The organism is Antarcticimicrobium sp., assembly GCF_029212575.1.
GTDB lineage: Bacteria > Pseudomonadota > Alphaproteobacteria > Rhodobacterales > Rhodobacteraceae > Antarcticimicrobium.
Window position 1 is genome coordinate 1 of the sequence record NZ_JARGPK010000089.1, and the last position, 23,639, is coordinate 23,639.

Here is a 23,639-nt window from a genome sequence, read left to right on the forward strand (position 1 = left end):
GGACCATCTGTCCGCCCTTCGTAATCGGAACGCCCGTCTTAAATTCAGGGAGAGCGGGTTTCATGGGTATCATCCTTGTGATGAGGGGTGGAGAGGCGTATTTTGGGTTATTCGGTATCGGGCTGGCTCCGCGCAGCCGAAATGACTGCGTCCAGGCCAGCCAGGGCCCTGCGTTGGGGGTCCTGGGTGAGGTGGGCATACCTCTTGGTGGTCTGCGCTTGCGTGTGACCCAACAGGTGTCCAATCAACTCAAGGGAGTGCCCTTGGCTTACGAGGATGGAAGCATGGCTGTGCCTCAGGTCGTGGAGCCGGAAATCCTCAAGACCAGCTTCCTTCAGCAGCCAGCCCCAGGGTCTCTTGATGTCGCGTATCGGCCTGCCATTTCGCGAAGGAAACAGGTATTCGGAAGATTTGTCAGCGGTCAAGGTGCGCTTCTTGAGTTCCTTGGCGGCGTCGTCGTCTTTGGGAATCAGCCGGTCGGGATAGCCTTCGACCACCTCGGGCACGCGATCCACGAGGTCGGGCGGGTTCAGCCAGTTTTCGCGCAGGCGGTTCAGTTCGGCGGCGGCCTCCGCGATCTTCTGGGCGCGGGGATCACCGGCGTAATCGGCGGCGGGGGGTCTGGGGTCAGGCCCTCGGGGAAGGGGAAAGTTTCGAAGGTGCTCGAAGAAGTGTACCTTGGCCGGTCTTCGAGGGAACTACCGCTTCCAAGTGCCCAAAGCTCATGAAAGTGGGAATGCAATATTCCGAAAGTCGTGTCGTCGTCACGCGGTATCACTATCAGGTTTTTATCGGGCAGTGTCGGATACCGCAGCCAGATGAAGATCCTATGCTGAGCTGTCTCGGCGGTTGCTATATATCGGGGTACCGATTCTATGGAGCGGCGCAACTCCGGACGAGGCCAGTACGGCTTGGGTCGGCGGTGATCGGGTCGGGAATGTCGAGAAGGGCGCAGAGGTCATTGAAATGGGATTGCGATGCGTTGCGCTCCTTGAGGTCAACGGAGTGCCATTTTTTTAAGAATTCTTGAGGTGTCATGTCCGCCCCGAGCATCGCTCTGCGCGGATATAAGCAGGTTACAGAAGTCTGGGCAAACCCGCAGGGCGAGAAATCGAGGACATAGTTTCAAGTTAATCGGGCGGTCCCGCCAGACTTCGCCGCCTTGCCCAGCGCCGCCGTTGCGCCTTGGCTATGGGTTCGCGGCCTTCGCGGGTCTTGGGGCCGGTCGATAGCCCGCCGTGAAACCTGCACCGCGTCTTGCCCGGCATCGCCCTTGCCCGGCATGGCGTTCCCTTTCGCGTCCGCGCGCCGCAGCGCCCCTTGCCCCGGGGGAATTTATCCACGGGCTCGGTGACGGGTATGCCAAGCGTAGTGGCGGTTGAGCACGGCGATGCGGATCTGGATCTCCGCGACCGGCCGGTCGAAGTCACGCGCCATGTGCCATCCATCCGGAGGTTCGCGTGCAACGCCGAAGTCGTACTGCGAAACAGCGGCGGGGCGTGATCTCCGCCACGCAATCCCGTCGCCGTCAAGACCGATTACACACAGAGCCGTCGGCCTCGGTCCGCTGTGCGAGTGTCCTTCAGGCCGCGTCGATTGCGGCCTTCAGCATGTCGCGCACCTGTCCGGCCACGTCCGACAACTCGATATTGTCGATTGCCATCATCGAAGCGACCGGGTCGATCGCGCTCACCTCGGTGCCGCCTTCGATCTCGCGCAGGATCACGTTGCAGGGTAGCATCGCGCCGACGCGCGGCTCCAGGCCGATGGCTTCATAAGCCATCTTCGGGTTGCAGGCGCCCAGAATGCGATACGGGGCGATGTCGACGTCGATCTTCTTCTTCATCGTGGCCTGCACGTCGATCTCGGTCAGAACGCCGAATCCGGCGTCGCCCAAGGCCGCGCGCACACGCATTTCAGCGTCATCGATCCTCATGCCTGCGAGCGTGCGATCATACGTATATCTCATATTTTTCTCCTGTTGTGGCAGCTATGGGTGGTCGGTTTGGAAGCGAAAATCGCGCGCCCTTGATCAATTGTCTTTCATCATGCCGCCATTTTCTTTCATCGGCAAATTGCCGCTTCCCGGACCCATTCCGCTGCCCTGACGCATCCCGTCACCCGACATCATCATGCCGCGGCGCCGCTCCATCATCTTCTCGCGCATCTGCTGCATGCGCTCGATACGGTTCGCCGGCGCAGTCATTTCGTCGGCGGTGACCTGCCCGTCTCCATCGGCATCGAGATGCTGGAAGCGATCTACCATCGTCTCACGGATCATCGCGCTGTGCAGCGTTTCGAACTCGGCAATCGACAATGTGCCATCGCCGTCCGCGTCGTATTCCGACAGCTTGGCGGAGAGCGCGCTCCGGGCTTCCGCGCCGGTCACCTCACCATCGCCGTCCTGATCGAGCTGGGCCATCATGCCCATCATCTGACCGCCCATGGGCGACATCATGCCACCGCTCATGCGGCCCATCATTCCCCCCTGCAACGGCCCCATCATGCCGGAGCCCATCATCTGGCCGTGCATTCGCATCATGGCGCCCATGTGGTCCATCATGCCGCCCGGCACCATGCCTTTGTCCTGCATGGCCATGCCTGGCCCGCTGCAACCGCCGGCGGCCGGGCCGCGATCGCCGTGGCCGTGGGCGAGGGCCGCACCAGAGGTCGCGAGGCCGAGGAGCGTGGCGAGTGTTACTATTCCGGTCATTCTGAGGGTCATTTTCGTCTCTCCTGAGTTGAAGCTACCTGATCATTCGTTCACTCAAGCGCGGCGCGCAAGAACCGCCAGCCAGGATCATGTAACGTGATGTCACAAGGCCGGGACCTGATACATCTCGTTACAAATGACGGTCTGACCTTCGTCCTAATGCGGGTTATGAATGAGGCCATGCCGGACACGCCACATATCCTGATCGTGGACGATCACCGGTCGATCCGTGACGCGGTGTCGCGATACCTCGAGCGAAACGGGATGCGCGCGACCGCGGCGCGGGATGCTCATGACATGGACGCAAAACTGGCCGCGGGGCAATACGACCTGATCGTGCTGGACGTGATGATGCCCGGCGAGGACGGGTTGTCGGTCTGCCGCCGCCTGTCGCGTAATCAGGCGATCCCCATCCTCATGCTGACCGCCCTCGGCGAGGAAACCGATCGCATCGTCGGGTTGGAAATCGGCGCTGACGACTACCTCGCCAAGCCGTTCAACCCCCGCGAACTGCTGGCGCGGATCAAGGCGATCCTGCGTCGGGTGGAGCGGTTCGAACCGCCGGCGGGCACCCTTGCCGGCAAGATGGTGCGCTTCGCCCATTGGAGCCTGGACACTGATCGCCGCCTCCTGATCGACGAGGCCGGGGTCGAGACGGGTCTCACCACCGCCGAGTTTCGGCTGCTGACGGTCCTCCTGGAGCGCGCGCGGATGGTGCTGAGCCGGGATCAGCTCTTGGATCTAACGGCAGGCCGGGCGGGCTCTCCGCTCGACCGGACGATCGACAACCAGATCAGCCGCCTGCGCCGCAAGGTTGAACGGGATCCCGCCAAGCCGCAGATCATCACGACGATCCATGGCGGAGGCTACAGCCTCTCTGCGGACGTCACCGAGGTGACGTGATGTGGTGGCGTCCCCGTCACCTGCGCACGCAATTGATCCTGCTGATCGTCGCTGTTCTCGTGCTCGCCCAAGCCGTGAGCTTGTGGATCCTGATCGGTGAGCGCAACCTCGCGGTGCGGGCCGCGCTCGGCTTCGAGGCCGTTGGACGTGCCGCCAACATCGTGCGGCTCCTGGAGGAGGCGCCAGAGGATCTGCATCCGGCGATCCTGCGGGCCGCCGACTCTCCCCTTGTCCGGTTCTCCATGAGTCCTGTGCCGTCGGTAGACCACACAGCGCATGACGACGATCGCGGTTTGGTGGAAGCGCGTCTGCGCTCGCTCCTTGATGGCGACACAAGCCGGGAAATCCGTGTCGAGTTGCACGACGTCGAGGGCCGCATTCTGCCATTGCCGAACCTCTCGCGGGACATGGCCGAGATCCACAGGAGAATGATGCAGGGCGAGCTGTCGACGATCGAGCTGAACCTTTCGATCGCGCTCAAGACCGGCCGATGGCTCAATGTCGGAACCCGGTTCTCGCGCCCGGCCCTGCAATGGCCGCTGGTCTCGTTGCTCAGTTTCGGCACGACGGCGGGCCTGCTGTTGATTGCGGTCTCATGGTTCCTGTTGACGCGCCTGATCGGGCCTCTGCACCGTCTCTCCGTGGTCGCGGACAGCTTTGGCCGCGGTGAGGAAACGTCTCCCTTGCCCGTGACCGGGCCGCGCGAACTGTGTGAGCTGACCGAGGCCTTTAACCGGATGCAGGACCGGCTAAGCCGTCTGATCGCCGATCGCACGCGCGTGCTGGGCGCCCTCGGGCACGATCTACGCTCGCCTCTGACGGCGATGCGCGTGCGCGTCGAACTGGTCGAGGATGAGGAGACCCGTGAGACCCTGACCGCGGATATCGAGGAGATGCAGGAGATGGTGGACGCGACCCTCGCTTTTGCGCGGGGAATCTCGGAAACCGAGCAGCCGGTGACGATGGAAGTGTCGGAGTTCCTGCTGCAACTGCGCAAGGACATGCTGGACGCCTTCGAGCTTGACGGGGGAGAGGAAATCCACTTCCGTGTCCGGCCCCGGGGGCTGCGCCGTGCGCTGCGCAACGTCATCGAGAACGCCCTGCGCTATGGCGGATCGGCGCGCGTGTCCTGGAGCGCGGATACCACCTCCGTTCTCATCCATGTCGAGGACGACGGCCCTGGCATCCCGGAAAGTGCGATGGAGGAGGTGTTCGAGCCGTTCTTCAGGATGGAGAAATCCCGCTCGCGCGACACGGGCGGGCATGGACTGGGGCTGTCGATCGCGCGCACGATTCTGCGGGGCCAGGGCGGCGATGTCACCCTGACGAACCGCGAGAGCGGTGGGCTGTCAGCCAGGATTTCAGTCCCGAGAGATCCGGAGAATGATGAAAGGAGAAAATCATGACACCACGTACAATTCTGATCGCTGCGGCGGGAATGACCACGGTTGCGACTCGCGGTCTCGCCCAGACATCTGAGGGCTATGGCCACATGATGTGGGGCGGCGGCTACGGCATGGGAGGCGCCTTGATGATGCTGGTCTTTTGGGGGCTCATTATCGCGCTCATCGTGTTCGTGGTCCGGTGGCTGACCGTCAATGACCGCACATCCGCCCGCCGCGACGGCTCTCTGGCGATCCTGCGCGAGCGCTTCGCCAAGGGCGAGATCGACGAAGAGGAGTTCGAGCGGCGCAAACGGACGCTCGGCAGCGACTAAAGCAGCGGAACACGATCTTAGTCGCAGGCGGCGGCCGCCTCCAAGGCGCCCTTGATCCTCCCCGGCGGCTGTTGCCTGCAACGATCCTCTCGAAGGAGGAGAACATGACTCCGCATTCCGGGAACCATCGCGATGGCAACGCGCCCAAGGGCTCCGATAAATCGACCGATCCCGTCTGTGGCATGCAGGTCGAGATGAGCAGCGAAGCATTGGCGCGCGAATATGGCGGAGAGATCTTTTTCTTCTGTTCCGAGGAGTGTCGCGAGACGTTCGACAAGGATCCGTGGTTCTACGCCTCCGGCCGTTCGGAGACGACGCGCCAGGCCGTCCAGCCCGGCCCGCAATGGAGCTGTCCGATGCATCCCGAAATCGTCCGCGACGAACCCGGGAGCTGCCCGATCTGCGGCATGGCGCTGGAGCCGATGGTCCCCTCGGATGAGACGAGCGGGGAACTTGTGGATTTCACGCGCCGGATGTGGATCAGCGCCGCGGCGGCCGTGCCGCTGATAATCCTCACGATGGGTGAACTTTTGGGGCTGCCGGTCCGCGATTGGCTCGGCCATCGCATTGCAACCTATCTGGAATTCCTGCTTGCCGCGCCGATCGTTCTTTGGGCAGGGCAGCCGTTTTTCCGACGCGGCCTGGACTCGGTCCGCAGTCTGTCGCCCAAAATGTGGACGCTGATTTCGCTCGGTGTCGGGGCGGCCTATGTCTATTCGCTTTTCGCCACCTTCGCGCCCGGCGTGTTCCCGGCGCAATACCGGAAGGGGGACGGGGTCGGCACCTACTTCGAAGCCGCGGTCGTCATCATCACGCTTGTCTTCGTCGGCCAGGTGCTCGAACTGCGTGCCCGCGAGCGCACCGGCGATGCGATCCGTGCGCTGATGGACCTGGCCCCGAAGACAGCGCGGCGCATCCTGCCCGACGGCACGGAATACGACGCGCCGCTAGAGAACGTCGTCGAAGGCGACCTGCTTCGCGTCCGACCCGGTGACAGGGTCCCGGTGGACGGCGAGGTTGGCGGACCCCATCGAACTGCCGACCGGCCCCATGGTGCTGGCGGCCGCCGGTGGGTTGCTCACGGAGTTCATTTCGCTGGGGCTGATCTGGAAGCAGAGCAGGAGCGACCTGAACGTCCGCGGCGCGCTCTGGCACATCATCCAGACCTTCGTGGGCAGCCTTCTCATCATCGTAACCGCACTGGTGATCAGGTTTACCGGCTTCCTGCTGATCGACCCGCTCCTCGGCATGGTCTTTGGCATTGTCCTGCTCTGGGCCAGCCTGGGCATTCTCAAGGAGTCGGCGCACCTGCTGATGGAAGGGACCCCACCCGAGGTCAGTCTCTCTGACGTTGCCCGTGCGCTCGAAGATCTCGACGGCGTCCTGGACGTACACCACATTCATGCCTGGGCGCTGACAGCGGGAAACATGTCTTTTCGGGTCATCTGCGTGCCCGATATGATGCGGATCCCCAGGCGGTGTTGAAAGCAGCCCACAGCCTGTTGCGCGAGCGCTTCGGCATTTTCTTCATCACCCTGCAGGTCGAGGATCGCTGTCTGGACGAAAGCGGCGCGGAATCGATCGACGTAACGCGGCGGGACAGACGGGCGCCGGGGGCGACGTGACCCGGACGCCGATCAGATGGCGGATTGATGACCGGGACGCGGCTTTTACGCTCAACTCCTAGCGACTTTTATCCATGTGGTCATGCCGGCGGCAGCATGCGCCAGCATGTGACAATGAAACAGCCAGTCGCCGGGATTGTCCGCCACGAAGGCGATCTCGCGCGTCTCGCCCCGCTGCACCAGCAGCGTATCGCGCAGCGGTCCGAGACTGTCGCTATCCTTCATGACTTCCCGGAAATGCATCCCGTGCAGGTGCATCGCGTGGGGGAAAACGGTGTCGTTGACGATTCGGATGCGCAGGGTATCCCCCAGGGCAGCCTTGACCAGCGGCGCGTCGGTTCGGCCGACAGTGCCGTTGAAGGCCCAAAACTGTCCTCGCTCGGCCAGCTCGCGGAACGCCAGGCGCTTGCCCCCGTAGGTCGCGGCCTGCAGCCGCCCCATGGCGCCGCCCTCCATGACAAGAGTAACCGTCCTGGCCCCTGCCACGCCCGGCACGGCCTGGCGCGGGTTGGGCGGCAGTGCTCCGGGGGCAGGGCGCGGTTTGGACGCGGCGCTGCCAGTGATGTCCCAGGCCACCTGCGACCACCACTTTCCGTCGTCGTCCATGTAGGCGAGATGGGCGGTCTCTCCCTCCGCCGCAGTGACGTCCACGATCAGGTCCATGCGCTGCGCCGGGGCCAGGAGCAGCGTATCCTGCGCCGCGATGGGGCGCGCCAGCGGCATCCCGTCCAGCGCCATGACCCAGCCCTCGAGGCCGGCCAGCGAGAGTGTCAGAACCCGGGCACTGGCGGCGTTGATCAGCCGCAGGCGCAGGCGCTCGTTGGTGCGCGCCGCGCGTTGCAGGATGAAGCTGCCGTTGGTGGTGATGATGTTGCCCATTCGCCCGGCATGGCTCAGGTCGTGCCAGGCCCCGAAATCGCCGGAGATCTGCGCTGTTTCATGGTCGAGCCGCCAGTCGTCTAGGATCAGGGTTTCTTCCCGGTCGACGTCGGGTGCCTCCGGTTCTTCGACGATGAGCGCGCCATAAAGGCCCCGCGCCACCTGTTCGTAGGAGTTGGTATGCGCGTGATACCAGTAGGTGCCCGCATCCGGCAGGTCGAAGACATAGTCGAAGGTCTCCCCCGGCGCGACCGACGCTTGGGTGAGCCCGGCCACCCCGTCCATCGCGTTGTCGATTCGGATGCCGTGCCAATGCACCGAGGTCGGCACCGGCAACTCGTTCATGAGACGCCGTTGCAGCCGCGCCCCCTGCCGGGCGCGGAGAAGCGGGCCGGGGGCCTGGCCCTCGAAGCCCCATATTTCCGTCTCGGGATACCCCTCAGGCGCGAGCTGGGCCTTGCCCGGCCGCGCGACGAGGGCGCGGGGCGCGGTTTCGCTTCGCGACGGCATCGGCATCGCGAAAGCAGCGGCGGCCCCGAGCAGAAGGCCCCGGCGGTGGATTGTCATGGATGTGTTTCGGCTCATGTCATTCAATCCCGTTGGCGCGTTGCAATTCGCGGACATAGTGGGTGATCGATTTCACCTCGGCGCCGGTCAGCCCGTCCTGTGGCGGCATGCTCCCGAAGCGCCAGTGATGCGCGCGCACCCCGTTGCGCACCGCCAGCAGGAAGGCCGCGTCGGCATGATGCGACGGTTCGTAGATCTTGTGAACCAGCGGCGGTCCCATGCCGTTGCGCCCGGCGGCATTTTCGCCGTGGCAGGCGGCGCAGACGGCGTCGAAGGCCCTCTTGCCCATCTGTGCCTGTCCCGAAAGCTCCTCGGGCAGCGCAACCTTGACCATCGACGCGCCCTCGGGCGGCGACTCGACGGTTCGCGGGCCGGTGGCGCCGGGGGGCTCATTCTGCACCATTGCGAAATACCCGGCCCCGCCGATTACGGCGACAGCAAGGGCGGCGACGATCATCTTGTTCATGGTCTTGTCTTTCCATTCTTTGGGGCGGCGCGGGGCCGCTTGTCTCGGGTCAGTCATCCCCGGCGTCCATCAGGTAGGTGGGCATCGCCCGCCGGTCCTCGGGGGTGAGCCAGGCGGTGCCCTGCCGGATCACCTCGCCCATGCCGCCGCCCAGCACGTCGCCGTCGGGCGCCACGCCGGATTTCAGCGCGAAGGCGAGGGTGTGCACGGTCCAGCCGTTGCGGGCGAGCGCCGCGGGCGTGATCGCCGGGGCGGTCTTGCCGCCGGGCATATCGTCGCTGCCGGCGAGCCGGGCCTCCATGCGCCGCCCGCCGAGCAGGTTGCGGTCGGTATGGCAGGCGCCGCAATGGGCCAGCCCGTTGACCAGCCACCTGCCGCGGTTCCATGCCTCTGTCTTGTCGGGTCGCGGCTCTGTCGCCGGCACGTTCAGGAAGGCCGCGCGCCAGAGCTTGAGCCCGAAACGCTGGTTGACCGGGAACGGCACCTTGTTGGCCGGTTCGGGTTCCGCCACCGGTGGCACGGTCTGGAACGCGGCCCAGAGATCGGCAATGTCCTGGTCGCTCAGATGGCCATAAAAGGCATAGGGAAAGGCGGGGTAATAGGGATCGCCCCCGGGCGAGATCCCCTGGCGCGCCGCCTTGGCGAAATCTGCGATATCCCAGGTGCCGATGCCGTGGGTGATGTCGGTGGTCAGGTTGGGCGGCACGAAGCTGCCGAAGCCCGAGGCGATGGGCGCGCCCCCGGCGAGCGGTGCGCGCCCCGATGCCGGGTCGGAATGGCAGGCGATGCAGCCCCCCGCCCGCGCCAGGTAGGCGCCGCGTTCCACATTGCCCTCCAGCTCGGCCAGCTTCACCGGCCGACCCACCGGCCAGACGGCGAGGGCGGCACTGCCCGCCGCGATCAATCCGACCGCGGCGAGCCCAAGTCTTCCGACCGCGACCATGATCAGGCGTCGTCCTTGCGAAACCGGTCATGGCAGGCGGCGCAGACCTGGGTGGTCATGGCGAAGGCGCCGTCGGCGGGCATCTGTCCGATCTGCTCGGCGCTCATCCGCATCGCGCCCCCGGCAGTGCCCATCATCATGCCGCTGCCCATCATGGAGCCACTGCCCATCATCGTGCCGCTGTCCATCATCCCGCCGGCGCCGTGCAGGCCGTTATCGGCGGCCCGGGACAGGCCTTCGGCCATCACGCCGAGCGTTTCGGCCAGCTCCGCGAAGCGGTCCCAGTCCTGCCAGATCGCCGGCAGCGCCTCGGAGGGGGCCTCCGTCGAGCCCGCGGGGAAATCCCCGGTCAGCGCCGCGCCGGAATGGCGGCGGAAGGTGTCGGCGGCGCGACGCACGGCATCCGCATCATAGGCGGCGGTGCCGGACATCATCGGGGCGACGGATTTCACCGCCTCTTTCATTTCCTTCATGGCGCCCATGCGGTCCTTGACGACGCCGGTGGCGCCGGAATGGGCCAACGCGGCAACGCTGAGCAGCGACGCCAGGGCGGCGCCGGTCACGGTCTTTCGGGGTGTCATAATGTTCTCCTGTGTCTGATCCGGTTCCCGACCCGAAGGTCACGACAGGATCAGGCGCGCGGAGGCGGCGGGTCGGACACCAGGGTCAGGGAGCGGCCGCGCCGCTCTCTCAGGGGATGCTGGGTTGCCAGACAGGCGGGCTGATGCGCCGACCCGGCCTGCACCAGGGGCAGCACCTGTGCGTGGCAGGAGTGTCCGGCGTCACAGTGTTCGGACGTCCCTAGCTCGACGGTTTCGTCATCCTGGACGACAACATCGCCGGGCGCGTCCATATGCATCCCGTGCGCCTGGGCCGGAGCGGACCAGAACGCAACAAGGCCGATTACGACGGCGATGATGGTGACTGCAAGTGTTTTCACGATGCCCGGCTAACGACCTCTTCCTTGCGCCAGTTTCGTGATCAGGGCAAAACTGTCAACTCCTGCAGGTGCAGGTCGAGGCGATGGGATAACGATGCCGCAGTCTCGGCAGCGTGCCCCAGCCGATATGCTCGGTCAGCTGTGCGCACGCGTGCAAATGCCTCCCGGACAAGAGCACATGGAGAAGATGACACGCCGTTCGAAGATTGGATCGTCGTCTGGGGTGACTCCGATCTGCCGCTGGCTGGTTACCTTCCCGCAGAAGCACTGAGAGGCGCCATGGCGGGCGCTTTGCTTACTGCATCTCACCATTGCCGTATTCGCTGTTAGTGTGTGTTCTAGGCGCCCATGGTTTTGATGCTGTGACCGCCCCCCGACGGCATCGATGTGCCAAGGTGGGTCTGCAATGATCCACAAAAGGAGGACGGTCATGTCGGATATTTCCACGGTCGGGCTCGATCCGTTGGCCGACAGGTGAATGCGCAGCAATCACCGACAGGCTGGCGAAGAATGTGTTTCAGGGTCATGGAGCCGGCGGCGCGGGTCGAGCGGTCTTGCGCAAGAAGCTGCGGCGAGCGCAGGAAGATTGTTGAGGAAGGGCTTGCCAACATCGACGAAGAGCCGGTGCTGCTTCATCTGACTATGGCATATCGCCATCAGAAAGAATTCGAACGCTTGCTTCACACGATCAACGACGATGAGTGTCGTGCCGAAGCAACCCAGATCATCCGGTCACTTGTGGACCGAATGTCCTTGCTCCTGACGAGGATGGCTGCGATCTGCAGATTGATCTGAACGGCGACCTTGCCGGGGTCATCTCGATAGCCCGCAAGGGCGAGGAACCGCTGGAAACCAGCGATTTTGAAACAATGGTACTGAAATTGGTAGCGGAGGAGGGACTTGAACCCCCGACACGCGGATTATGATTCCGCTGCTCTAACCAACTGAGCTACTCCGCCACGAGTGAGAGGCATTTAGGGGAGTCGGCCGGAGGGGTCAAGCGGGAATTGGCCGGTTTTCGGTTGTTGCCGCGCTCGTCGCGACCAAGGTGTTTGCGCCGACGGTCATTCCGCCCGGGCGGCCATGCGGCGGATGAAGTCGGCGCAGGCCTCCGGCGCGGTGATGGGCAGCATGTGGCCCCGGTCCGGCAAAGTCCCGACGCTCAATCCGAAGCCCTCCATCGGTGTGCCGTGCCGCGCCGGATCCAGCACCGCATCCCCGGCGCCGAACAAAACGCCGCCGGGGGTTACCAGGCCATCGGCATAGCGCGCCTGCTGCGCGCGGATACCGGAATTTGCGGCCATGTAATCGGCCGAAGCGGCGATGAAGGCCCCGGGCCGCAGACCCAGAGCGCCGCCGCCGCGCACCAGGAAATCCGCGGGGCAGGGTTCGGGGCGGAACACCTCTTCCAGAACCTTGGCGGCGGTGCGCCGCGCCACCGGAACGGCAAGGGTGTGGCCGATCGCCCGTCGCATCAGGGGGGAGGCGACCGCAAGCCCCTGAAAGGCGCCGGCCTCGTCCGCCTGCTGGTGGGTCAGCGGGCTGATCAGCGCCAGCGCGGCGGCCCCCTTTGGCCGGTCCAGCGCCATCGCCAGCGCCACCGCGCCGCCCAGCGAATGCCCCACGAGCACGGGCCGCGTCACGTCCAGACCCTCCAGCAAGGCCCAGATCATCCGCGCCTGTTCCGGCAGGGCGGCGAGATCGTCGCTGTCGCGGGTGGAGTAACCGCAGCCGGGCCGGTCCAGCGCGATCACGCGGAGCTCGTCCTTGAGCAGGTCGGTCACGCCGTAGGTGAAATGCTGCAACTGCCCCGACAGCCCGTGAATCAGCACCACGGCGGGCGCGTCTCGCGGGCCCAGGTCGACGTAGTGGATGGCACCACCCGGCACCTTGCGAACCGATCCCGCGCGCGGCACCAGGTTTTCCACGTCCCGCCCCAGGTATCGGGTCCATGCCGCCAGCGCCGCCATCAGCGCCGCGATCACCAGGATCAGACCGATCAGAATGCTTGCCAAGGCTCAGCTCCCTTCTTGTTCGGGCCCCGCCGGCGACGCTGTGTGCACGGCAAGATATGGCGCGAAATTGCACGAATTTCCGCCTGAATGGTACGAGGATGCCGCGTCAGTCTGCATCCAGATCCGACAGCGCCGGGCGCGGCAGCCGGTCGAGCAGGTGGAACACCGCCGCGCGGCAATCCGGCCCCGGCCAGTCCGGCGGGAAGAAGGCCGTGGGCAGATCGGGCATGCGCAGCACCACCCGGCGCCAACGGTGCACGATCAGCATCCGCAGGGTGGCGGTCTGCAGCGGCGTGATCCCCCCCTCTGCGGGTAGCAGCGCGGCGGCGCGCTCCAGCGCGTCGAGCAGGCTGTGGCAGCTTTCGGCAAGATCCTCGGGGCAGGCGCGCGCCCTGACCCAGTCGGGCACCGCGCGGGCGCGCACATCGAAACTCATCAATTCCTCGCTGGCCTCCGGCGCCGGGCCGGCCCCCAGTGCCGCGTTGCGCGCCAGGCTGAAGTAGTCGGCGGTGAGCAGCATCTCGTCCAGCGCCGACTGGCCGGAGCCGTCCTCGGCGATCAGCAGGTGCCAGTCGGCGGGGGTGTCGGGCACGCGCGTGTAGATGCGCGGCGTCACCTCCGCGCTGCGGGCACGGCCGAACTCGGTCAGGTAATGGGCGCTGGCCCGGCCCGTGCGGGCGCTGTCGATCCAGCCATCCTTGCGCAAGCGGTGAAGCGCGACGCGGATCGCCTCGGGCTTGATGCCCATCGGCATGATGATCCGCGACAGCGCGCTGCCGCTGAGCCGGTCGCCGGGTTTCTGCGCCAGATCGCCGAACAGCGACACGATGATCGACCAGACCCGCTGGTTCTGCGGGTCGGTCAGGGTCCGGGCGCAGGCCTCGAACCAGGTTTGCGGGGGTTCCTCCATGACCTCAGGTTATCGCCGCCTTGCCCGACGTACCATCCTGAAATCACGGAGTTTCACATGGTTTCCCCTGCGCCGGTCAGAACGCGTTCATGGTCAAAAGCTCGTACTCCGCGACCTTCTCGTCGTCCTGGTTGGTCAGGGTGACATGCCAGCGCACCTCGCCGTACTCCTCGTTGCGCGGGGTCTTGTGTTTGACCGTCAGGCGCACCTTGATGCTGTCACCGGCGCTCACCGGCTTCATGAACCGCAGGTTGTCGAGGCCGGTGTTGGCCAGAACCGGCCCCTCGTTCGGCTCGACGAAAAGGCCCGCCGCGAAGGACAGCAGCAGATAGCCATGCGCCACCCGGCCGGGGAAGAACGGGTTCCGCTTCGCCGCCGCATCATCCATGTGGGCGTAGAAGGTATCGCCGGTGAACGTCGCGAAATGCTCGATATCCTCAAGCGTCACCACGCGCGACGCGCTGTGCAGCGTCTCGCCGATCGCCAGTTCGCCGAATTTGCGGGTAAAGGGATGCGCGGGCCCCTCGATCTCGGCAGCGCCCGGCACCCACTGTTTGCCGATGGCGCTGAGCATGTCGGGCGAGCCCTGGATCGCGGTGCGCTGCATGTAATGTTTGACCCCGCGCACGCCGCCCATCTCCTCGCCGCCGCCGGCGCGGCCCGGCCCACCATGCACCAGATGCGGCAGGGGGGAGCCGTGGCCGGTGCTCTCCTTCATCGAGGTGCGGTCGTTGATATAGATCCGCCCGTGATAGGCGCCCGCACCGATCGCAACCGCGCGCGCGACGCTTGGGTCATGGGTGATGACCGAGGCCACCAGCGAGCCCTGGCCGCGCTTGGCGATCTCTATCGCGTGGTCCAGATCGCGGTATCCCATGACGGTCGAGACCGGACCGAAAGCCTCGGTATCATGCACGCGCTGGGCGGTGTCGGGGTCGGCGCAGTGGAACAGCATCGGCGGCAGAAAGGCCCCTTTGGCGGCATCGGCGCCCACCACCTCGAAATTCTCCGGGTCGCCGAACACCCGTTCCGCCTCGGAGCCGATCAGCGCCGCCTTTGCCAGCACGTCCTGTTTCTGCTGGATCGAGACCAGCGCCCCCATGCGGGTGCCCTCCAGTCGCGGATCGCCGATCACGGTTTTGGCCAGCCGCGCGCTCAGCGCCTCGATCACCGCCTCCACCTGCGATTCGGGGGCGATGATGCGGCGGATCGCGGTGCATTTCTGCCCCGCCTTGGCGGTCATCTCGCGGCTGACCTCCTTGACGAAGAGATCGAACTCCGGCGTGCCGGGCACCGCATCCGGGCCGAGGATCGAGGCGTTCAGACTGTCCTGCTCGGCGACGAATCGCACCGAGTTTTCAAGGATGGTCCTGTTCGAGCGCAACATCAGCGCGGTATCGGCCGAGCCGGTAAAGCTGACCACGTCCTGCATCCCCAGCCGGTCCAGCATGTCGCCAAGCCCGCCGGCGACAAATTGCAACGCGCCCTCGGGCAGGAGGCCGCTCTCCAGTATCAGCCTGACCGCCAGTTCGGTGACGTAACAGCTGTTGGTCGCGGGTTTCACGATGGCCGGAACCCCGGCCAGCAGGGTCGGGGCCAGTTTCTCCAGCATGCCCCAGACCGGGAAGTTGAAGGCGTTGATATGCACCGCCACCCCGTGCAGCGGGGTGCAGATGTGCTGCCCCATGAAGGTGCCGGTGCGGCCCAGCTGCTCCAGCTCGCCATCAAGGAAAACATGGTCGTCGGGCATCTCGCGCCGACCCTTTGCGGCGAAGACGAACATCGTGCCGATGCCGCCGTCGATGTCGATCATGTGATCGGATTGCGTGGCGCCGGTGTCGAAGGAGATATCGTAAAGCGCCTGCTTGTTGGCGTTCAGGTGCTGACCCAGCGCCTTGAGCATGCGGGCGCGGTCGTGGAAGGTCATCGCGCGCAGCGCCGGGCCGCCGACCTCGCGGGCGTGGTCCAGCATCGCCTGCACGTCGAGCGCGGAGTTGCCCGCGCTGGCGATCACATCGCCTGTGATGGCGCTGGCGATGTCGCGTGCGCCAGCGCCAGGCGCGATCCATTCACCGGCGGCGAAACTGGAAATCTTTTGAATGCTCATGGAAATTGATCCTCTCTCCCGGGGTGGCCACGACCCTGTGACAGTGGCCAGGATGTTTGAAACAAATATTGACCGTCCGGTCGGTTTATGCAAGGAGTTTGTCAACTGACGGGCAGCAGGGACGGTCACGCGACCGAGGTCCTGCCGTCAGCGCAGGACACGTCAAGGAGGGGCAAGGGCGACATGTCGGACACCATTCTGACCACCGATCACGGCACTTGGGTCGAGATCACTCTGAACCGGCCGGAGCGGCTGAACAGTTTCACCGAAGAGATGCACCATGCCCTGCGCGCCGCCATCGAGGCGGCCCGTGACGCCGGCGCGCGGGCGATCCTTCTGACCGGGGCCGGGCGCGGCTTCTGCGCCGGGCAGGACCTGGGCGACCGCGACCCGCGCAAGATGGACGGCCCGCCCGACCTGGGCCACACCGTGCGCACCTTTTACGCGCCGCTGGTCAACCTGATGCGGTCGTTGAACTTCCCGGTGATCTGCGCGGTCAATGGCGTGGCTGCCGGCGCCGGCGCCAATATCGCGCTGGCCTGTGACATGGTTCTGGCCGGTGAGAGCGCCAAGTTCATCCAGTCGTTTTCCAAGGTCGGGCTGATCCCCGACACCGGGGGCAGCTGGCACCTGCCGCGCCTGCTGGGCGAGGCGCGCGCCAAGGGGCTGGCCTTTACCGCCGAACCGCTCAGCGCGCAAAAGGCCGAGGATTGGGGTCTGATCTGGAAGGCGCTGCCCGACGACGCGCTGATGGACGAGGCGCGCGCGCTGGCCGCAAAGCTTGCGGGCGGTCCGACGCTGGGCCTCGGCCTGACCAAGCAGACGATCCAGGCCGCCGCCACCGATACGCTGGCCGAGCATCTGGAACTGGAAGCGGAGGCAATGAAGACCTGCGGCGAGAGCGAAGATTACGCCGAGGGCGTCGCCGGTTTTCTCGAAAAGCGCGCACCGGTGTTCAAGGGAAAATGACCATGACGCCGAAACAACGGGCCGAGAAATCGGCCGCCGTCATGTGGGCCAAAGACAACGCCTCGAAATGGGCGGGCATGGCGATCACCCATGTCGACGAGGGCACCGCGACGCTGGAACTGACGGTCGAGGCGCATCACTGCAATGGCCACGCGATGTGTCACGGCGGCGTGATCTTCATGCTGGCCGACAGCGCCTTTGCCTCTGCCTGCAACAGCCGCAACCAGTCCACCGTCGCCCAGCACAACCTGATCAACTATCTGGCCCCGGGCAAGCAGGGCGACCGGCTGACGGCAACCGCGCGTGAGGTCAACCTGACCGGGCGCAACGGCATCTATGACGTGACAGTGACCAATCAGGATGGCCAGAGAATCGCGGAATTCCGGGGCATGTCCCGCGCGATCAAGGGCCATCTTTTCGACGAATGACCTGGTGAGGAGGACGCCATGAAGGACCTGACCCCGAACAAAGCCGACCTTGACCCGATCGAGATCGCCTCGCGCGATGAGATCGAGGCGCTGCAACTCGGCCGCCTGAAATGGTCGCTGCGCCATGCCTATGACAACGTGCCGATGTACCGCCAGCGGTTCGACGCCGCCGGCGTGCATCCCGACGACCTGAAATCGCTGTCGGACCTGTCCAAGTTTCCGTTCACCTACAAAAAAGACCTGCGCGACAACTATCCCTTTGGCCTGTTCGCGGTGCCGCGCGAGCAGATCATGCGGCTGCATGCCTCCTCGGGGACCACCGGCAAGCCGACCGTGGTGGGCTATACCAAGCAGGATATCGAGAACTGGGCCGATCTGGTCGCACGCTCGCTGCGCGCCGCCGGGTTGCGGTCGGGCAATATCGTGCACAACGCCTATGGATACGGGTTGTTCACCGGCGGCCTCGGCGCCCATTACGGGATCGAACGGCTGGGCGCCACCGTGGTGCCTATGAGCGGCGGGCAGACCGAAAAGCAAGTGACCCTGATCGACGATTTCAAGCCCGACGGCATCATGGTCACGCCCTCCTACATGCTCAACATCCTTGAACAGTTCCACAAGGCGGGGTTGGACCCGCGCGACTGCTCGCTCTCGGTCGGCGTGTTCGGGGCCGAACCCTGGACCGACGCCATGCGCCATGAGGTCGAGCAGGCCTTTGACATGCACGCGGTCGATATCTACGGCCTCAGCGAAATCATGGGTCCGGGCGTGGCCAACGAATGCGTCGAGACCAAGGACGGGCCGGTGATCTGGGAGGATCATTTCCTGCCCGAGATCATCAACCCCGAGACCGGTGAACCGGTGGCCGATGGCGAGATGGGAGAACTGGTGTTCACCACCCTCACCAAAGAGGGGCTGCCGATGATCCGTTATCGCACCCGCGACCTGACGCGCCTGCTGCCGGGCACCGCGCGCAGCATGCGGCGGATGGAAAAGATCACCGGGCGCAGCGACGACATGATCATCCTGCGCGGCGTCAACGTCTTTCCGACCCAGATCGAGGAGCAGGTGATCGCCACCGGCGGGCTGACCAACCACTTCCAGATCGAGCTCTATCGCTCGGGCCGGATGGACGCGATGCGCGTGCACGTGGAATGTGCCGGCGACAGCACCGACGAGGCCTCCAAGACCGCCGCGGTGCGGATGCTCTACAAGCGGATCAAGGATGTGGTCGGCGTCTCGACCGAGATCAACATCAAGGATCCCGGCGAAGTGGAGCGCAGCCAGGGCAAGGCCGTGCGCGTCGTCGACAACCGCCCGAAGGAGTGACCCTTGGCCCGCACCATTGCCAAAGACCACGATCAGAAACGCGCCCAGATCCTCAAATCGGCGGCCAAGGTTTTCGCCGAGGAGGGGTTCGACCGCGCATCGATGACCAAGCTGGCGGGTGAGTGCGGGATCTCCAAGGCGAATATCTATCACTACTACGACAGCAAGGATGCGATCCTCTACGACATCCTGGACAGCTACCTGTCCACCCTCAGAAATCGCATTCTTGCCGTCGATACCGGCGGGCTGCCCCCCGAGGAGCGGCTGCGCCGGGTGATCCGCGAGGTGCTGCGCGCCTACCAGGGGGCCGACCACGAACACCAGGTGCAGATCAGCGCGCTCTCGGCCCTGCCCGGGGATCAGCAGGACGAGATGCGCACCTATCAGCGCGACATGGTCAAATTCATGGGCGACTGCCTGCGCGAGGTCGCGCCGGAGGTGTTCGAGGGCAACCCCGACAAGCTGCGCGGCGCCACCATGTCGGTCTACGGCATGCTGAACTGGTACTTCATGTGGAATTCGGATGCCGACGCGCAGGAGCGCGACGATTACGCCGACCTGGTCTGCGACCTGACGCTCAAGGGGCTGGGCGGAATCTGATCGCCGCGCCGGTCACGCGCCGCGCGGAACGCGGGGCCGCCGTCAGGCGATCGCGTCGTTGAGCCAGCCGACGACGCGCCGCGCTTGCTCCAAAGCTGCCTCTGCACTGGGGTATTCCTCAAGCCCGTGATGGCCGATGCCGTACCAGCCCCGCCCGTCTTCCGGATCGCACCGGAACTCGTCGAACCCGTAGGTCCCGTCCGGACGCAGGAACTCGTCGACGCAGATCGTTTCACCATCCAGGTTGATCGAGCGGATGACCTTGTTGATGTGCGCCATGAGACCTCGCGGAGTTGATTTCGGCCGGTTGTATGCCGGGGCGGGGGGCGGTCAATTCCCAAACGCCCCGATGAGAGTGGTGAGTACGTCCCGCCTTTACCCCGCCGAGACCCGCGGCACGATATCGCGGCGGATCTGCTCGCCCATGCTGTGGCGGGCGCGTTCCATGTCGTGCTCCAGCTGCAGATGCACCCAGAAATCCGCCGCGGTGCTGAAATACCGCGCCAGCCGCAGCGACAGTTCCACCCCGACGCTGGACTTGCCGGCCAGCACGTCGGTGATCCGCCCCTCCAGCACGTTGACCGACCGGGCCAGGTCCTGCGCGGTGATGCCCAGCGGCTCCAGGTACTCGGTCCGCAGCACCTCGCCGGGGGCGGGGCAGAGAAACACCGGCCCCTCTGCCGCCTCCGCCTCGCCTGGCGGGGTCAGCTGAAACTCGGTGGCAAAGCCCGCCGCCTTCCACGCATCCAGCCCGCCGGTCATGTGGGTGACGCCCTCGTGCCCTTCGTTCAGCAGCATCTTGCCCGCCGCCTCGGAGCGTTTGCCGACCGCGCAATGAAGCACCAGCCGCTTGCCCGGCAAGGTGGGGAAGAGTTCGGGATCGAAGCTCGACAGTGGCAGCAGCAGCGCCCCGGCGATATGCTCGACCTCGTATTCCGAGGTCTCGCGCACATCGACCAGCACGATCTCGTTGCGGTCGAGCCAGTCGTTGACCTGTTGCACGTCGGCGGCCTGAACCGCCGTCCCCGGTTTGCCTGACATCTCGCCCCCTCCCAGTGGTGACAGGAGCGCAAGTCTGGGCGATTTCCCGCGCGGTTGCAATCGTCGCGCGGGGATCGGGGTCAGGCCGGAACCGCCAGCCCCAGCCGTTTCAGCACCGCGCCGGCTTCGGCCTCCCAGCGGGCCTTCAGTTCGGCGTTGGTCGCCCGCCGCAGCCCCATCGCCTTGAGGCTCTCGGATTTGGTCGAGGTGGTCGAGCCAAAGCTAGCCGCCACCCGGGGCCACCAGTAATCGACACTGCTCTGCAGCCCGTCCTCGCCGCGCTCGAACAGCTTGATCACGCCCTCCTCGGCCAGTTCGGCGTGACGTGCCTCGACCGGTGCGATGGCGCGGAACGCCTCGGCCAGCGGCTGGTACGAGACCATCGAGAATTCCGCCATCTGCACCGCCACCGCGCGGCCCATCAGCAGGTTCATCACCACCGCGTCGGCCCAGCCCTCCAGCGGATAGTTGAAGACCGCTAGCCGCATGTCCCGCTCGGTGCGCGCGGTGCCGATATCGGCGCCCCGCTCCAGCCGCGCGGTCCAGGGATGGTGGTTGGCATAGCGCTCGGTATCGGCGCCGAAATCGCCCATGATGCGCAGCACCCGGTCGGCGTTGTCGGTCTTTTCCAGCACGATCTTGGCGGCGGCGATCCGCTCCTTGATGCCGGGGCCTGCGTTGATGATGTCGGCAAACCCGGCGGCGCCCGCCAGCTCGCTGTCGACAAAGGTCGCCATCAGTTTCATCAGTTCAGCGCGATAGCGTGGCGGCACATTGGCCGGGTTGCTCAGAACCCCGCCCTGGGCCAGGTAGCTTTCGATGCTCATGTCTTCGGCCATGGTCAGCCCCCCTTACTGGTCGTAATCGACGGTGACGGTATCGGTGAGCGGATAGGACTGGCACGACAGCACATAGCCCTTTTCCACCTCGTAATCCTCCAGCGCGTGGTTGGCGACCATCTCGACCTCGCCCTCGATCACCTTGCAGCGGCACGTCGAACAGACCCCCGCCTTGCAGGCATAGGGCGCGTCCATCGCGTTCTCCAGCGCGGCGTCGAGGATCGAGATGTCCTTGCCCATGGTGATGGTCTGGGTCGCCCCGTCCAGCGTGATCGCCGCCGTGGTCTGGTTGGCGCCGCTGGCCGCGTCCTTGCTCACCGCCTTGCGCTTGAGCCGCCCGGGCTGGGCGCTGGCAAAAAGCTCGAACTTGATCTGGGCGTCGTCCAGCCCATGCGCACGCAGCGCCGCCGCGATGCCCAGCATCATCGGTTCCGGCCCGCAGATAAAGGCGGTGTCGACCGATCCGATGTCGATCCAGTGCTTGAACAGTTCGCCGCATTTCTCTTGCGTCACCAGCCCGGTGAACAGGTCGATCTCCTGCGTGTCGGTTTCCAGAACGTGGATGACGTTCAGCCGCCCCATGTAGAGGTTCTTGAGGTCCTCCAGCTCCTCGCGGAACATGATCGTGTTCACGCCCTTGTTGGCATAGACCAGCGTGAAACTCGACTTCGGCTCGCGCGAGAGCGTGGTCTTGAGGATCGACAGCACCGGGGTGATGCCCGAGCCACCGGCAAAGCCGAGGTAACTGCGCTCGGCGCCCGCGTCGATCGCGGTGTGAAAACTGCCCATCGGCGCCATCGCCTGTACCCGGTCGCCGACCTTCAGCTCCTCGTTGGCCCAGGTGGAAAAGGCGCCGCCATCGACCCGCTTGATGCCCACCTGCAGGATGCCGTCATCCTTGCCGGCGCAGATCGAATAGCTGCGGCGCAGCTCCTCGCCGTCGAAATCGTGGCGAAAGGTCAGGTACTGGCCTTGGATGAAATCAAAGGCGGCCTCGTCGCCGTCCTGCGGTTTCAGCGTGACCACCACCGCGTCGCGGATGGTCTTGTGGATGTCGGTCACGGTCAGATCGTGGAAACGCGCCATCTGCTTCTCCTCAGATGCACTTGAAATAATCGAAGGGTTCGAGACAGTCCTTGCAGCGCCAGGTGGCCTTGCACGGGGTCGAGCCGAACTGGCTGACCTTCTCGACGTTCTCGGACCCGCAATGCGGGCAACGGTCGGGGCCACCGGCGGGCTGGGGCGGCGCGATGCCGAATTCCTCCAGCTTGGCACGACCCTCCTCGCTCAGCCAGTCGGTGGTCCAGGCCGGCGAAAGCTGCCGCTTCAGCTCGATCTTCTCGATGCCGTGGCCGCGCAGCGCGGTCTCGATATCGAGGTTGATGATCGAGGTTGCCGGACAACCCGAATAGGTCGGCGTGACGGTCACGACCAGCCTGTCGTCAGTCCAGGCCACATCGCGGATGATGCCCAGATCGGTGAGCGAGATCACAGGGATCTCGGGGTCCGGGACGGCAGAGAGCCATTCCCAGACCTGTTCAACGCTTGGATGTGTCATCGGTCTTACCAGCTGGCGCCGGGATAGGCCCGCTGCAACCATTGCATCTGGGTCAGGATATGGCCCAGGTGCTCGGTATGCATGCGCCCGTCACGCCCGCCCTTGTGGGCGAACCGGCCCTCGGGCATCTCCAGCGTCGCATCGGCCAGCACACGGCCGACCAGCGCGTCGTATTCCGCGCGCAGGCTGGCCGGATCGGGGGCGACCCCGGCCTCGACCATCGCCGCGTCCACCGCGTCGCCCTCGAACATCTCTCCGACATAGGGCCAGAGATAGGCCAGCGCCGCCTGCATCCGCTGATGGCTTTCCTCGGTCCCGTCGCCCAGCGCCACAACCGTGTCGGCCGAGCGTTCCAGATGATAGGCCACTTCCTTGCTGGCCTTCTCGGCGATATCGGCCACCCGCTTGTCGCTGCTTTTCAGCAGCCGCCCCAGGTAGATCGAATGCCAGGCGTCGAACAGGAACTGGCGCATCAGCGTGCGGCCGAAATCGCCGTTGGGCACCTCGGTCAGCAGGACACTGCGGAAATCCCAGACGTCGCGCAGAAAGGCGAGCGCATCGGCGTCGCGGCCCTTGCCCTCGACCTCGCCCGCCAACCCGAGCCAGAGCTGGGTCTGGCCGATCAGGTCCAGCGCGGTATTGGCCAGCGCGATATCCTCTTCCAGAACCGGCGCGTGGCCGCACCATTCGCTGACCCGGTGGCCGAGAACCAGGGTGTTGTCCCCCAGCCGGCAGAGGAATTCGAACAGGGCCGCGTCGCCCGATTGCACCTGCCCGCTCATCACATCGCCCCCACTTCCTCGGGGATGTCGAAAAAGGTCGGGTGACGATAGACCTTGGATTCGCTCGGCTCATAGAGCGGGCCCTTGTCGCTGGGCGAGGAGGCGGCGATATGTTTCGCCTCGACCACCCAGATGCTCACGCCCTCGTTGCGGCGGGTATAGACGTCGCGCGCGTTCTTGATCGCCATCTCGGCATCGGGGGCGTGCAGGCTGCCGACATGGCGGTGCGACATGCCGTGCTGTCCACGGATGAATACTTCCCAAAGGGGCCATTCGTTCTTCATGGTATCTCCTCCTGGCACCGGCCG

Annotated in this window: 30 protein-coding genes, 1 tRNA gene and 2 pseudogenes; 11 read left to right on the forward strand and 22 right to left on the reverse strand. The window is 65.3% G+C overall.

Translation table 11 applies throughout. From position 1 onward, the window contains the following. Window positions 1–107: 107 nt before the first annotated feature. The 6 genes and pseudogenes from P1U75_RS20645 to P1U75_RS18595 all read right to left on the reverse strand — a co-directional run bounded on the left by P1U75_RS20645 (window position 108) and on the right by P1U75_RS18595 (window position 2,725). Entirely contained in the window at window positions 108–515 is a 408-nt protein-coding gene (locus P1U75_RS20645) for a site-specific integrase (RefSeq protein WP_366915069.1), read from the reverse strand. 38 nt (window positions 516–553) lie between these two features. After that, window positions 554–778 carry a hypothetical protein gene (locus P1U75_RS20650; RefSeq protein WP_366915070.1) on the reverse strand — a complete coding sequence of 75 codons (225 nt, stop codon included), beginning with the start codon at window positions 776–778 and terminating at the stop codon, window positions 554–556. 352 nt (window positions 779–1,130) lie between these two features. After that, on the reverse strand, window positions 1,131–1,343 hold the full coding sequence (locus P1U75_RS18580) for an HGGxSTG domain-containing protein (RefSeq protein ID WP_300246061.1): 213 nt from the start codon (window positions 1,341–1,343) through the stop codon (window positions 1,131–1,133). Continuing rightward, a pseudogene (locus P1U75_RS18585) lies at window positions 1,341–1,437 on the reverse strand (IS5/IS1182 family transposase); the annotation flags it as partial. The pseudogene P1U75_RS18585 and the gene P1U75_RS18580, both read right to left, overlap by 3 nt. 145 nt (window positions 1,438–1,582) lie before the next feature. Further along, window positions 1,583–1,969, reverse strand: a complete 387-nt coding sequence (locus tag P1U75_RS18590; RefSeq protein WP_300245967.1) for a DUF302 domain-containing protein — start codon at window positions 1,967–1,969, stop codon at window positions 1,583–1,585. A gap of 63 nt (window positions 1,970–2,032) precedes the next feature. After that, complete coding sequence (locus tag P1U75_RS18595; protein WP_300245968.1) at window positions 2,033–2,725, reverse strand: calcium-binding protein; 693 nt, start codon at window positions 2,723–2,725, stop codon at window positions 2,033–2,035. Window positions 2,726–2,893: 168 nt separating this feature from the next. On the opposite strand from P1U75_RS18595, the gene P1U75_RS18600 reads away from it, so the two are divergent. From P1U75_RS18600 to P1U75_RS18625, 6 genes and pseudogenes are all read left to right on the forward strand, one after another. Next, window positions 2,894–3,616, forward strand: a complete 723-nt coding sequence (locus tag P1U75_RS18600) for a response regulator (protein WP_300245971.1) — start codon at window positions 2,894–2,896, stop codon at window positions 3,614–3,616. 32 nt (window positions 3,617–3,648) lie between these two features. Then, on the forward strand, window positions 3,649–5,022 hold the full coding sequence (locus tag P1U75_RS18605) for an ATP-binding protein (RefSeq protein WP_300245974.1): 1,374 nt from the start codon (window positions 3,649–3,651) through the stop codon (window positions 5,020–5,022). Next, window positions 5,019–5,333, forward strand: a complete 315-nt coding sequence (locus P1U75_RS18610) for an SHOCT domain-containing protein (protein ID WP_300245977.1) — start codon at window positions 5,019–5,021, stop codon at window positions 5,331–5,333. Before P1U75_RS18605 ends, P1U75_RS18610 begins: the two co-directional genes overlap by 4 nt. 104 nt (window positions 5,334–5,437) lie before the next feature. Beyond that, window positions 5,438–6,352: pseudogene (locus P1U75_RS18615) on the forward strand (heavy metal-binding domain-containing protein); the annotation flags it as partial. Window positions 6,353–6,383: 31 nt separating this feature from the next. Continuing rightward, window positions 6,384–6,818: a cation diffusion facilitator family transporter gene (locus tag P1U75_RS18620; protein ID WP_300245979.1), complete on the forward strand. Its 435-nt coding sequence runs from the start codon at window positions 6,384–6,386 to the stop codon at window positions 6,816–6,818. Continuing rightward, window positions 6,812–6,958: a hypothetical protein gene (locus P1U75_RS18625; RefSeq protein ID WP_300245981.1), complete on the forward strand. Its 147-nt coding sequence runs from the start codon at window positions 6,812–6,814 to the stop codon at window positions 6,956–6,958. Before P1U75_RS18620 ends, P1U75_RS18625 begins: the two co-directional genes overlap by 7 nt. Window positions 6,959–7,009: 51 nt before the next feature. On the opposite strand, the gene P1U75_RS18630 is transcribed toward P1U75_RS18625, so the two are convergent. The 5 genes from P1U75_RS18630 to P1U75_RS18650 are packed head-to-tail and all read right to left on the reverse strand — an operon-like array spanning window position 7,010 to window position 10,753. Continuing rightward, window positions 7,010–8,422: a multicopper oxidase family protein gene (locus tag P1U75_RS18630; protein WP_300245982.1), complete on the reverse strand. Its 1,413-nt coding sequence runs from the start codon at window positions 8,420–8,422 to the stop codon at window positions 7,010–7,012. 1 nt (window position 8,423) lies between these two features. After that, entirely contained in the window at window positions 8,424–8,870 is a 447-nt protein-coding gene (locus P1U75_RS18635; protein ID WP_300245984.1) for a cytochrome c, read from the reverse strand. A gap of 49 nt (window positions 8,871–8,919) precedes the next feature. Continuing rightward, a complete protein-coding gene (locus P1U75_RS18640) occupies window positions 8,920–9,813 on the reverse strand; it encodes a cytochrome c (RefSeq protein ID WP_300245987.1) in 894 nt (297 codons plus the stop codon). 2 nt (window positions 9,814–9,815) lie between these two features. Continuing rightward, entirely contained in the window at window positions 9,816–10,394 is a 579-nt protein-coding gene (locus P1U75_RS18645; protein ID WP_300245989.1) for a cytochrome c, read from the reverse strand. Between the two features lie 50 nt (window positions 10,395–10,444). After that, window positions 10,445–10,753, reverse strand: coding sequence for a hypothetical protein (locus P1U75_RS18650; RefSeq protein WP_300245991.1), 309 nt, complete (start codon window positions 10,751–10,753; stop codon window positions 10,445–10,447). 525 nt (window positions 10,754–11,278) lie between these two features. Between P1U75_RS18650 and P1U75_RS18655 the strand changes: the two genes are divergently transcribed. Next, window positions 11,279–11,548, forward strand: coding sequence for a hypothetical protein (locus P1U75_RS18655; RefSeq protein ID WP_300245993.1), 270 nt, complete (start codon window positions 11,279–11,281; stop codon window positions 11,546–11,548). Between the two features lie 87 nt (window positions 11,549–11,635). Here P1U75_RS18655 and P1U75_RS18660 read toward each other — a convergent pair. From P1U75_RS18660 to paaZ, 4 genes are all read right to left on the reverse strand, one after another. Next, a tRNA-Met gene (locus P1U75_RS18660) sits at window positions 11,636–11,712 on the reverse strand. 105 nt (window positions 11,713–11,817) lie between these two features. After that, entirely contained in the window at window positions 11,818–12,768 is a 951-nt protein-coding gene (locus tag P1U75_RS18665) for an alpha/beta fold hydrolase (protein WP_300245994.1), read from the reverse strand. A 106-nt stretch (window positions 12,769–12,874) separates the two neighbouring features. Then, window positions 12,875–13,678: a PaaX family transcriptional regulator C-terminal domain-containing protein gene (locus P1U75_RS18670; RefSeq protein ID WP_300245997.1), complete on the reverse strand. Its 804-nt coding sequence runs from the start codon at window positions 13,676–13,678 to the stop codon at window positions 12,875–12,877. Between the two features lie 76 nt (window positions 13,679–13,754). After that, window positions 13,755–15,785: a phenylacetic acid degradation bifunctional protein PaaZ gene (gene paaZ / locus P1U75_RS18675; protein ID WP_300245999.1), complete on the reverse strand. Its 2,031-nt coding sequence runs from the start codon at window positions 15,783–15,785 to the stop codon at window positions 13,755–13,757. Between the two features lie 183 nt (window positions 15,786–15,968). On the opposite strand from paaZ, the gene paaG reads away from it, so the two are divergent. From paaG to P1U75_RS18695, 4 genes are read left to right on the forward strand one after another with little or no spacing between them, the layout of a single operon-like run. Continuing rightward, window positions 15,969–16,754, forward strand: coding sequence for a 2-(1,2-epoxy-1,2-dihydrophenyl)acetyl-CoA isomerase PaaG (gene paaG / locus P1U75_RS18680; RefSeq protein WP_300246001.1), 786 nt, complete (start codon window positions 15,969–15,971; stop codon window positions 16,752–16,754). A gap of 2 nt (window positions 16,755–16,756) precedes the next feature. Further along, window positions 16,757–17,182 carry a hydroxyphenylacetyl-CoA thioesterase PaaI gene (gene paaI, locus P1U75_RS18685; protein WP_300246003.1) on the forward strand — a complete coding sequence of 142 codons (426 nt, stop codon included), beginning with the start codon at window positions 16,757–16,759 and terminating at the stop codon, window positions 17,180–17,182. A gap of 18 nt (window positions 17,183–17,200) precedes the next feature. After that, complete coding sequence (paaK, locus tag P1U75_RS18690) at window positions 17,201–18,511, forward strand: phenylacetate--CoA ligase PaaK (RefSeq protein WP_300246004.1); 1,311 nt, start codon at window positions 17,201–17,203, stop codon at window positions 18,509–18,511. 3 nt (window positions 18,512–18,514) lie between these two features. Then, window positions 18,515–19,111 carry a TetR/AcrR family transcriptional regulator gene (locus tag P1U75_RS18695; RefSeq protein WP_300246006.1) on the forward strand — a complete coding sequence of 199 codons (597 nt, stop codon included), beginning with the start codon at window positions 18,515–18,517 and terminating at the stop codon, window positions 19,109–19,111. Window positions 19,112–19,153: 42 nt separating this feature from the next. On the opposite strand, the gene P1U75_RS18700 is transcribed toward P1U75_RS18695, so the two are convergent. The 7 genes from P1U75_RS18700 to paaB all read right to left on the reverse strand — a co-directional run bounded on the left by P1U75_RS18700 (window position 19,154) and on the right by paaB (window position 23,615). Beyond that, the gene (locus P1U75_RS18700; protein WP_300246008.1) at window positions 19,154–19,390 is read right to left on the reverse strand and encodes a hypothetical protein; all 237 of its coding nucleotides are present in this window, start codon (window positions 19,388–19,390) and stop codon (window positions 19,154–19,156) included. A 96-nt stretch (window positions 19,391–19,486) separates the two neighbouring features. Then, window positions 19,487–20,152 carry a HigA family addiction module antitoxin gene (locus P1U75_RS18705; RefSeq protein ID WP_300246010.1) on the reverse strand — a complete coding sequence of 222 codons (666 nt, stop codon included), beginning with the start codon at window positions 20,150–20,152 and terminating at the stop codon, window positions 19,487–19,489. Between the two features lie 80 nt (window positions 20,153–20,232). After that, entirely contained in the window at window positions 20,233–20,991 is a 759-nt protein-coding gene (locus P1U75_RS18710) for a Phenylacetic acid catabolic protein (protein WP_300246012.1), read from the reverse strand. Window positions 20,992–21,003: 12 nt separating this feature from the next. After that, window positions 21,004–22,077 carry a 2Fe-2S iron-sulfur cluster-binding protein gene (locus tag P1U75_RS18715; RefSeq protein ID WP_300246014.1) on the reverse strand — a complete coding sequence of 358 codons (1,074 nt, stop codon included), beginning with the start codon at window positions 22,075–22,077 and terminating at the stop codon, window positions 21,004–21,006. Between the two features lie 10 nt (window positions 22,078–22,087). Beyond that, complete coding sequence (paaD, locus tag P1U75_RS18720; protein WP_300246016.1) at window positions 22,088–22,549, reverse strand: 1,2-phenylacetyl-CoA epoxidase subunit PaaD; 462 nt, start codon at window positions 22,547–22,549, stop codon at window positions 22,088–22,090. A 5-nt stretch (window positions 22,550–22,554) separates the two neighbouring features. Further along, window positions 22,555–23,331, reverse strand: coding sequence for a 1,2-phenylacetyl-CoA epoxidase subunit PaaC (gene paaC, locus P1U75_RS18725; protein ID WP_300246019.1), 777 nt, complete (start codon window positions 23,329–23,331; stop codon window positions 22,555–22,557). After that, entirely contained in the window at window positions 23,331–23,615 is a 285-nt protein-coding gene (gene paaB / locus P1U75_RS18730) for a 1,2-phenylacetyl-CoA epoxidase subunit PaaB (RefSeq protein ID WP_300246021.1), read from the reverse strand. Before paaB ends, paaC begins: the two co-directional genes overlap by 1 nt. Window positions 23,616–23,639: the final 24 nt, after the last annotated feature.

Coding starts and splice junctions, on each gene's coding strand:
- P1U75_RS18590 (WP_300245967.1), bottom strand. CDS start 1,969: ATGAGATATACGTATGATCGCACGCTCGCAGGCATGAGGATCGATGAC.
- P1U75_RS18595 (WP_300245968.1), bottom strand. CDS start 2,725: ATGACCCTCAGAATGACCGGAATAGTAACACTCGCCACGCTCCTCGGC.
- P1U75_RS18600 (WP_300245971.1), top strand. CDS start 2,894: ATGCCGGACACGCCACATATCCTGATCGTGGACGATCACCGGTCGATC.
- P1U75_RS18610 (WP_300245977.1), top strand. CDS start 5,019: ATGACACCACGTACAATTCTGATCGCTGCGGCGGGAATGACCACGGTT.
- P1U75_RS18620 (WP_300245979.1), top strand. CDS start 6,384: ATGGTGCTGGCGGCCGCCGGTGGGTTGCTCACGGAGTTCATTTCGCTG.
- P1U75_RS18630 (WP_300245982.1), bottom strand. CDS start 8,422: ATGAGCCGAAACACATCCATGACAATCCACCGCCGGGGCCTTCTGCTC.
- P1U75_RS18635 (WP_300245984.1), bottom strand. CDS start 8,870: ATGAACAAGATGATCGTCGCCGCCCTTGCTGTCGCCGTAATCGGCGGG.
- P1U75_RS18640 (WP_300245987.1), bottom strand. CDS start 9,813: ATGGTCGCGGTCGGAAGACTTGGGCTCGCCGCGGTCGGATTGATCGCG.
- P1U75_RS18645 (WP_300245989.1), bottom strand. CDS start 10,394: ATGACACCCCGAAAGACCGTGACCGGCGCCGCCCTGGCGTCGCTGCTC.
- P1U75_RS18655 (WP_300245993.1), top strand. CDS start 11,279: ATGGAGCCGGCGGCGCGGGTCGAGCGGTCTTGCGCAAGAAGCTGCGGC.
- P1U75_RS18670 (WP_300245997.1), bottom strand. CDS start 13,678: ATGGAGGAACCCCCGCAAACCTGGTTCGAGGCCTGCGCCCGGACCCTG.
- paaZ (WP_300245999.1), bottom strand. CDS start 15,785: ATGAGCATTCAAAAGATTTCCAGTTTCGCCGCCGGTGAATGGATCGCG.
- paaG (WP_300246001.1), top strand. CDS start 15,969: ATGTCGGACACCATTCTGACCACCGATCACGGCACTTGGGTCGAGATC.
- paaI (WP_300246003.1), top strand. CDS start 16,757: ATGACGCCGAAACAACGGGCCGAGAAATCGGCCGCCGTCATGTGGGCC.
- paaK (WP_300246004.1), top strand. CDS start 17,201: ATGAAGGACCTGACCCCGAACAAAGCCGACCTTGACCCGATCGAGATC.
- P1U75_RS18700 (WP_300246008.1), bottom strand. CDS start 19,390: ATGGCGCACATCAACAAGGTCATCCGCTCGATCAACCTGGATGGTGAA.
- P1U75_RS18705 (WP_300246010.1), bottom strand. CDS start 20,152: ATGTCAGGCAAACCGGGGACGGCGGTTCAGGCCGCCGACGTGCAACAG.
- P1U75_RS18710 (WP_300246012.1), bottom strand. CDS start 20,991: ATGGCCGAAGACATGAGCATCGAAAGCTACCTGGCCCAGGGCGGGGTT.
- P1U75_RS18715 (WP_300246014.1), bottom strand. CDS start 22,077: ATGGCGCGTTTCCACGATCTGACCGTGACCGACATCCACAAGACCATC.
- paaD (WP_300246016.1), bottom strand. CDS start 22,549: ATGACACATCCAAGCGTTGAACAGGTCTGGGAATGGCTCTCTGCCGTC.
- paaC (WP_300246019.1), bottom strand. CDS start 23,331: ATGAGCGGGCAGGTGCAATCGGGCGACGCGGCCCTGTTCGAATTCCTC.
- paaB (WP_300246021.1), bottom strand. CDS start 23,615: ATGAAGAACGAATGGCCCCTTTGGGAAGTATTCATCCGTGGACAGCAC.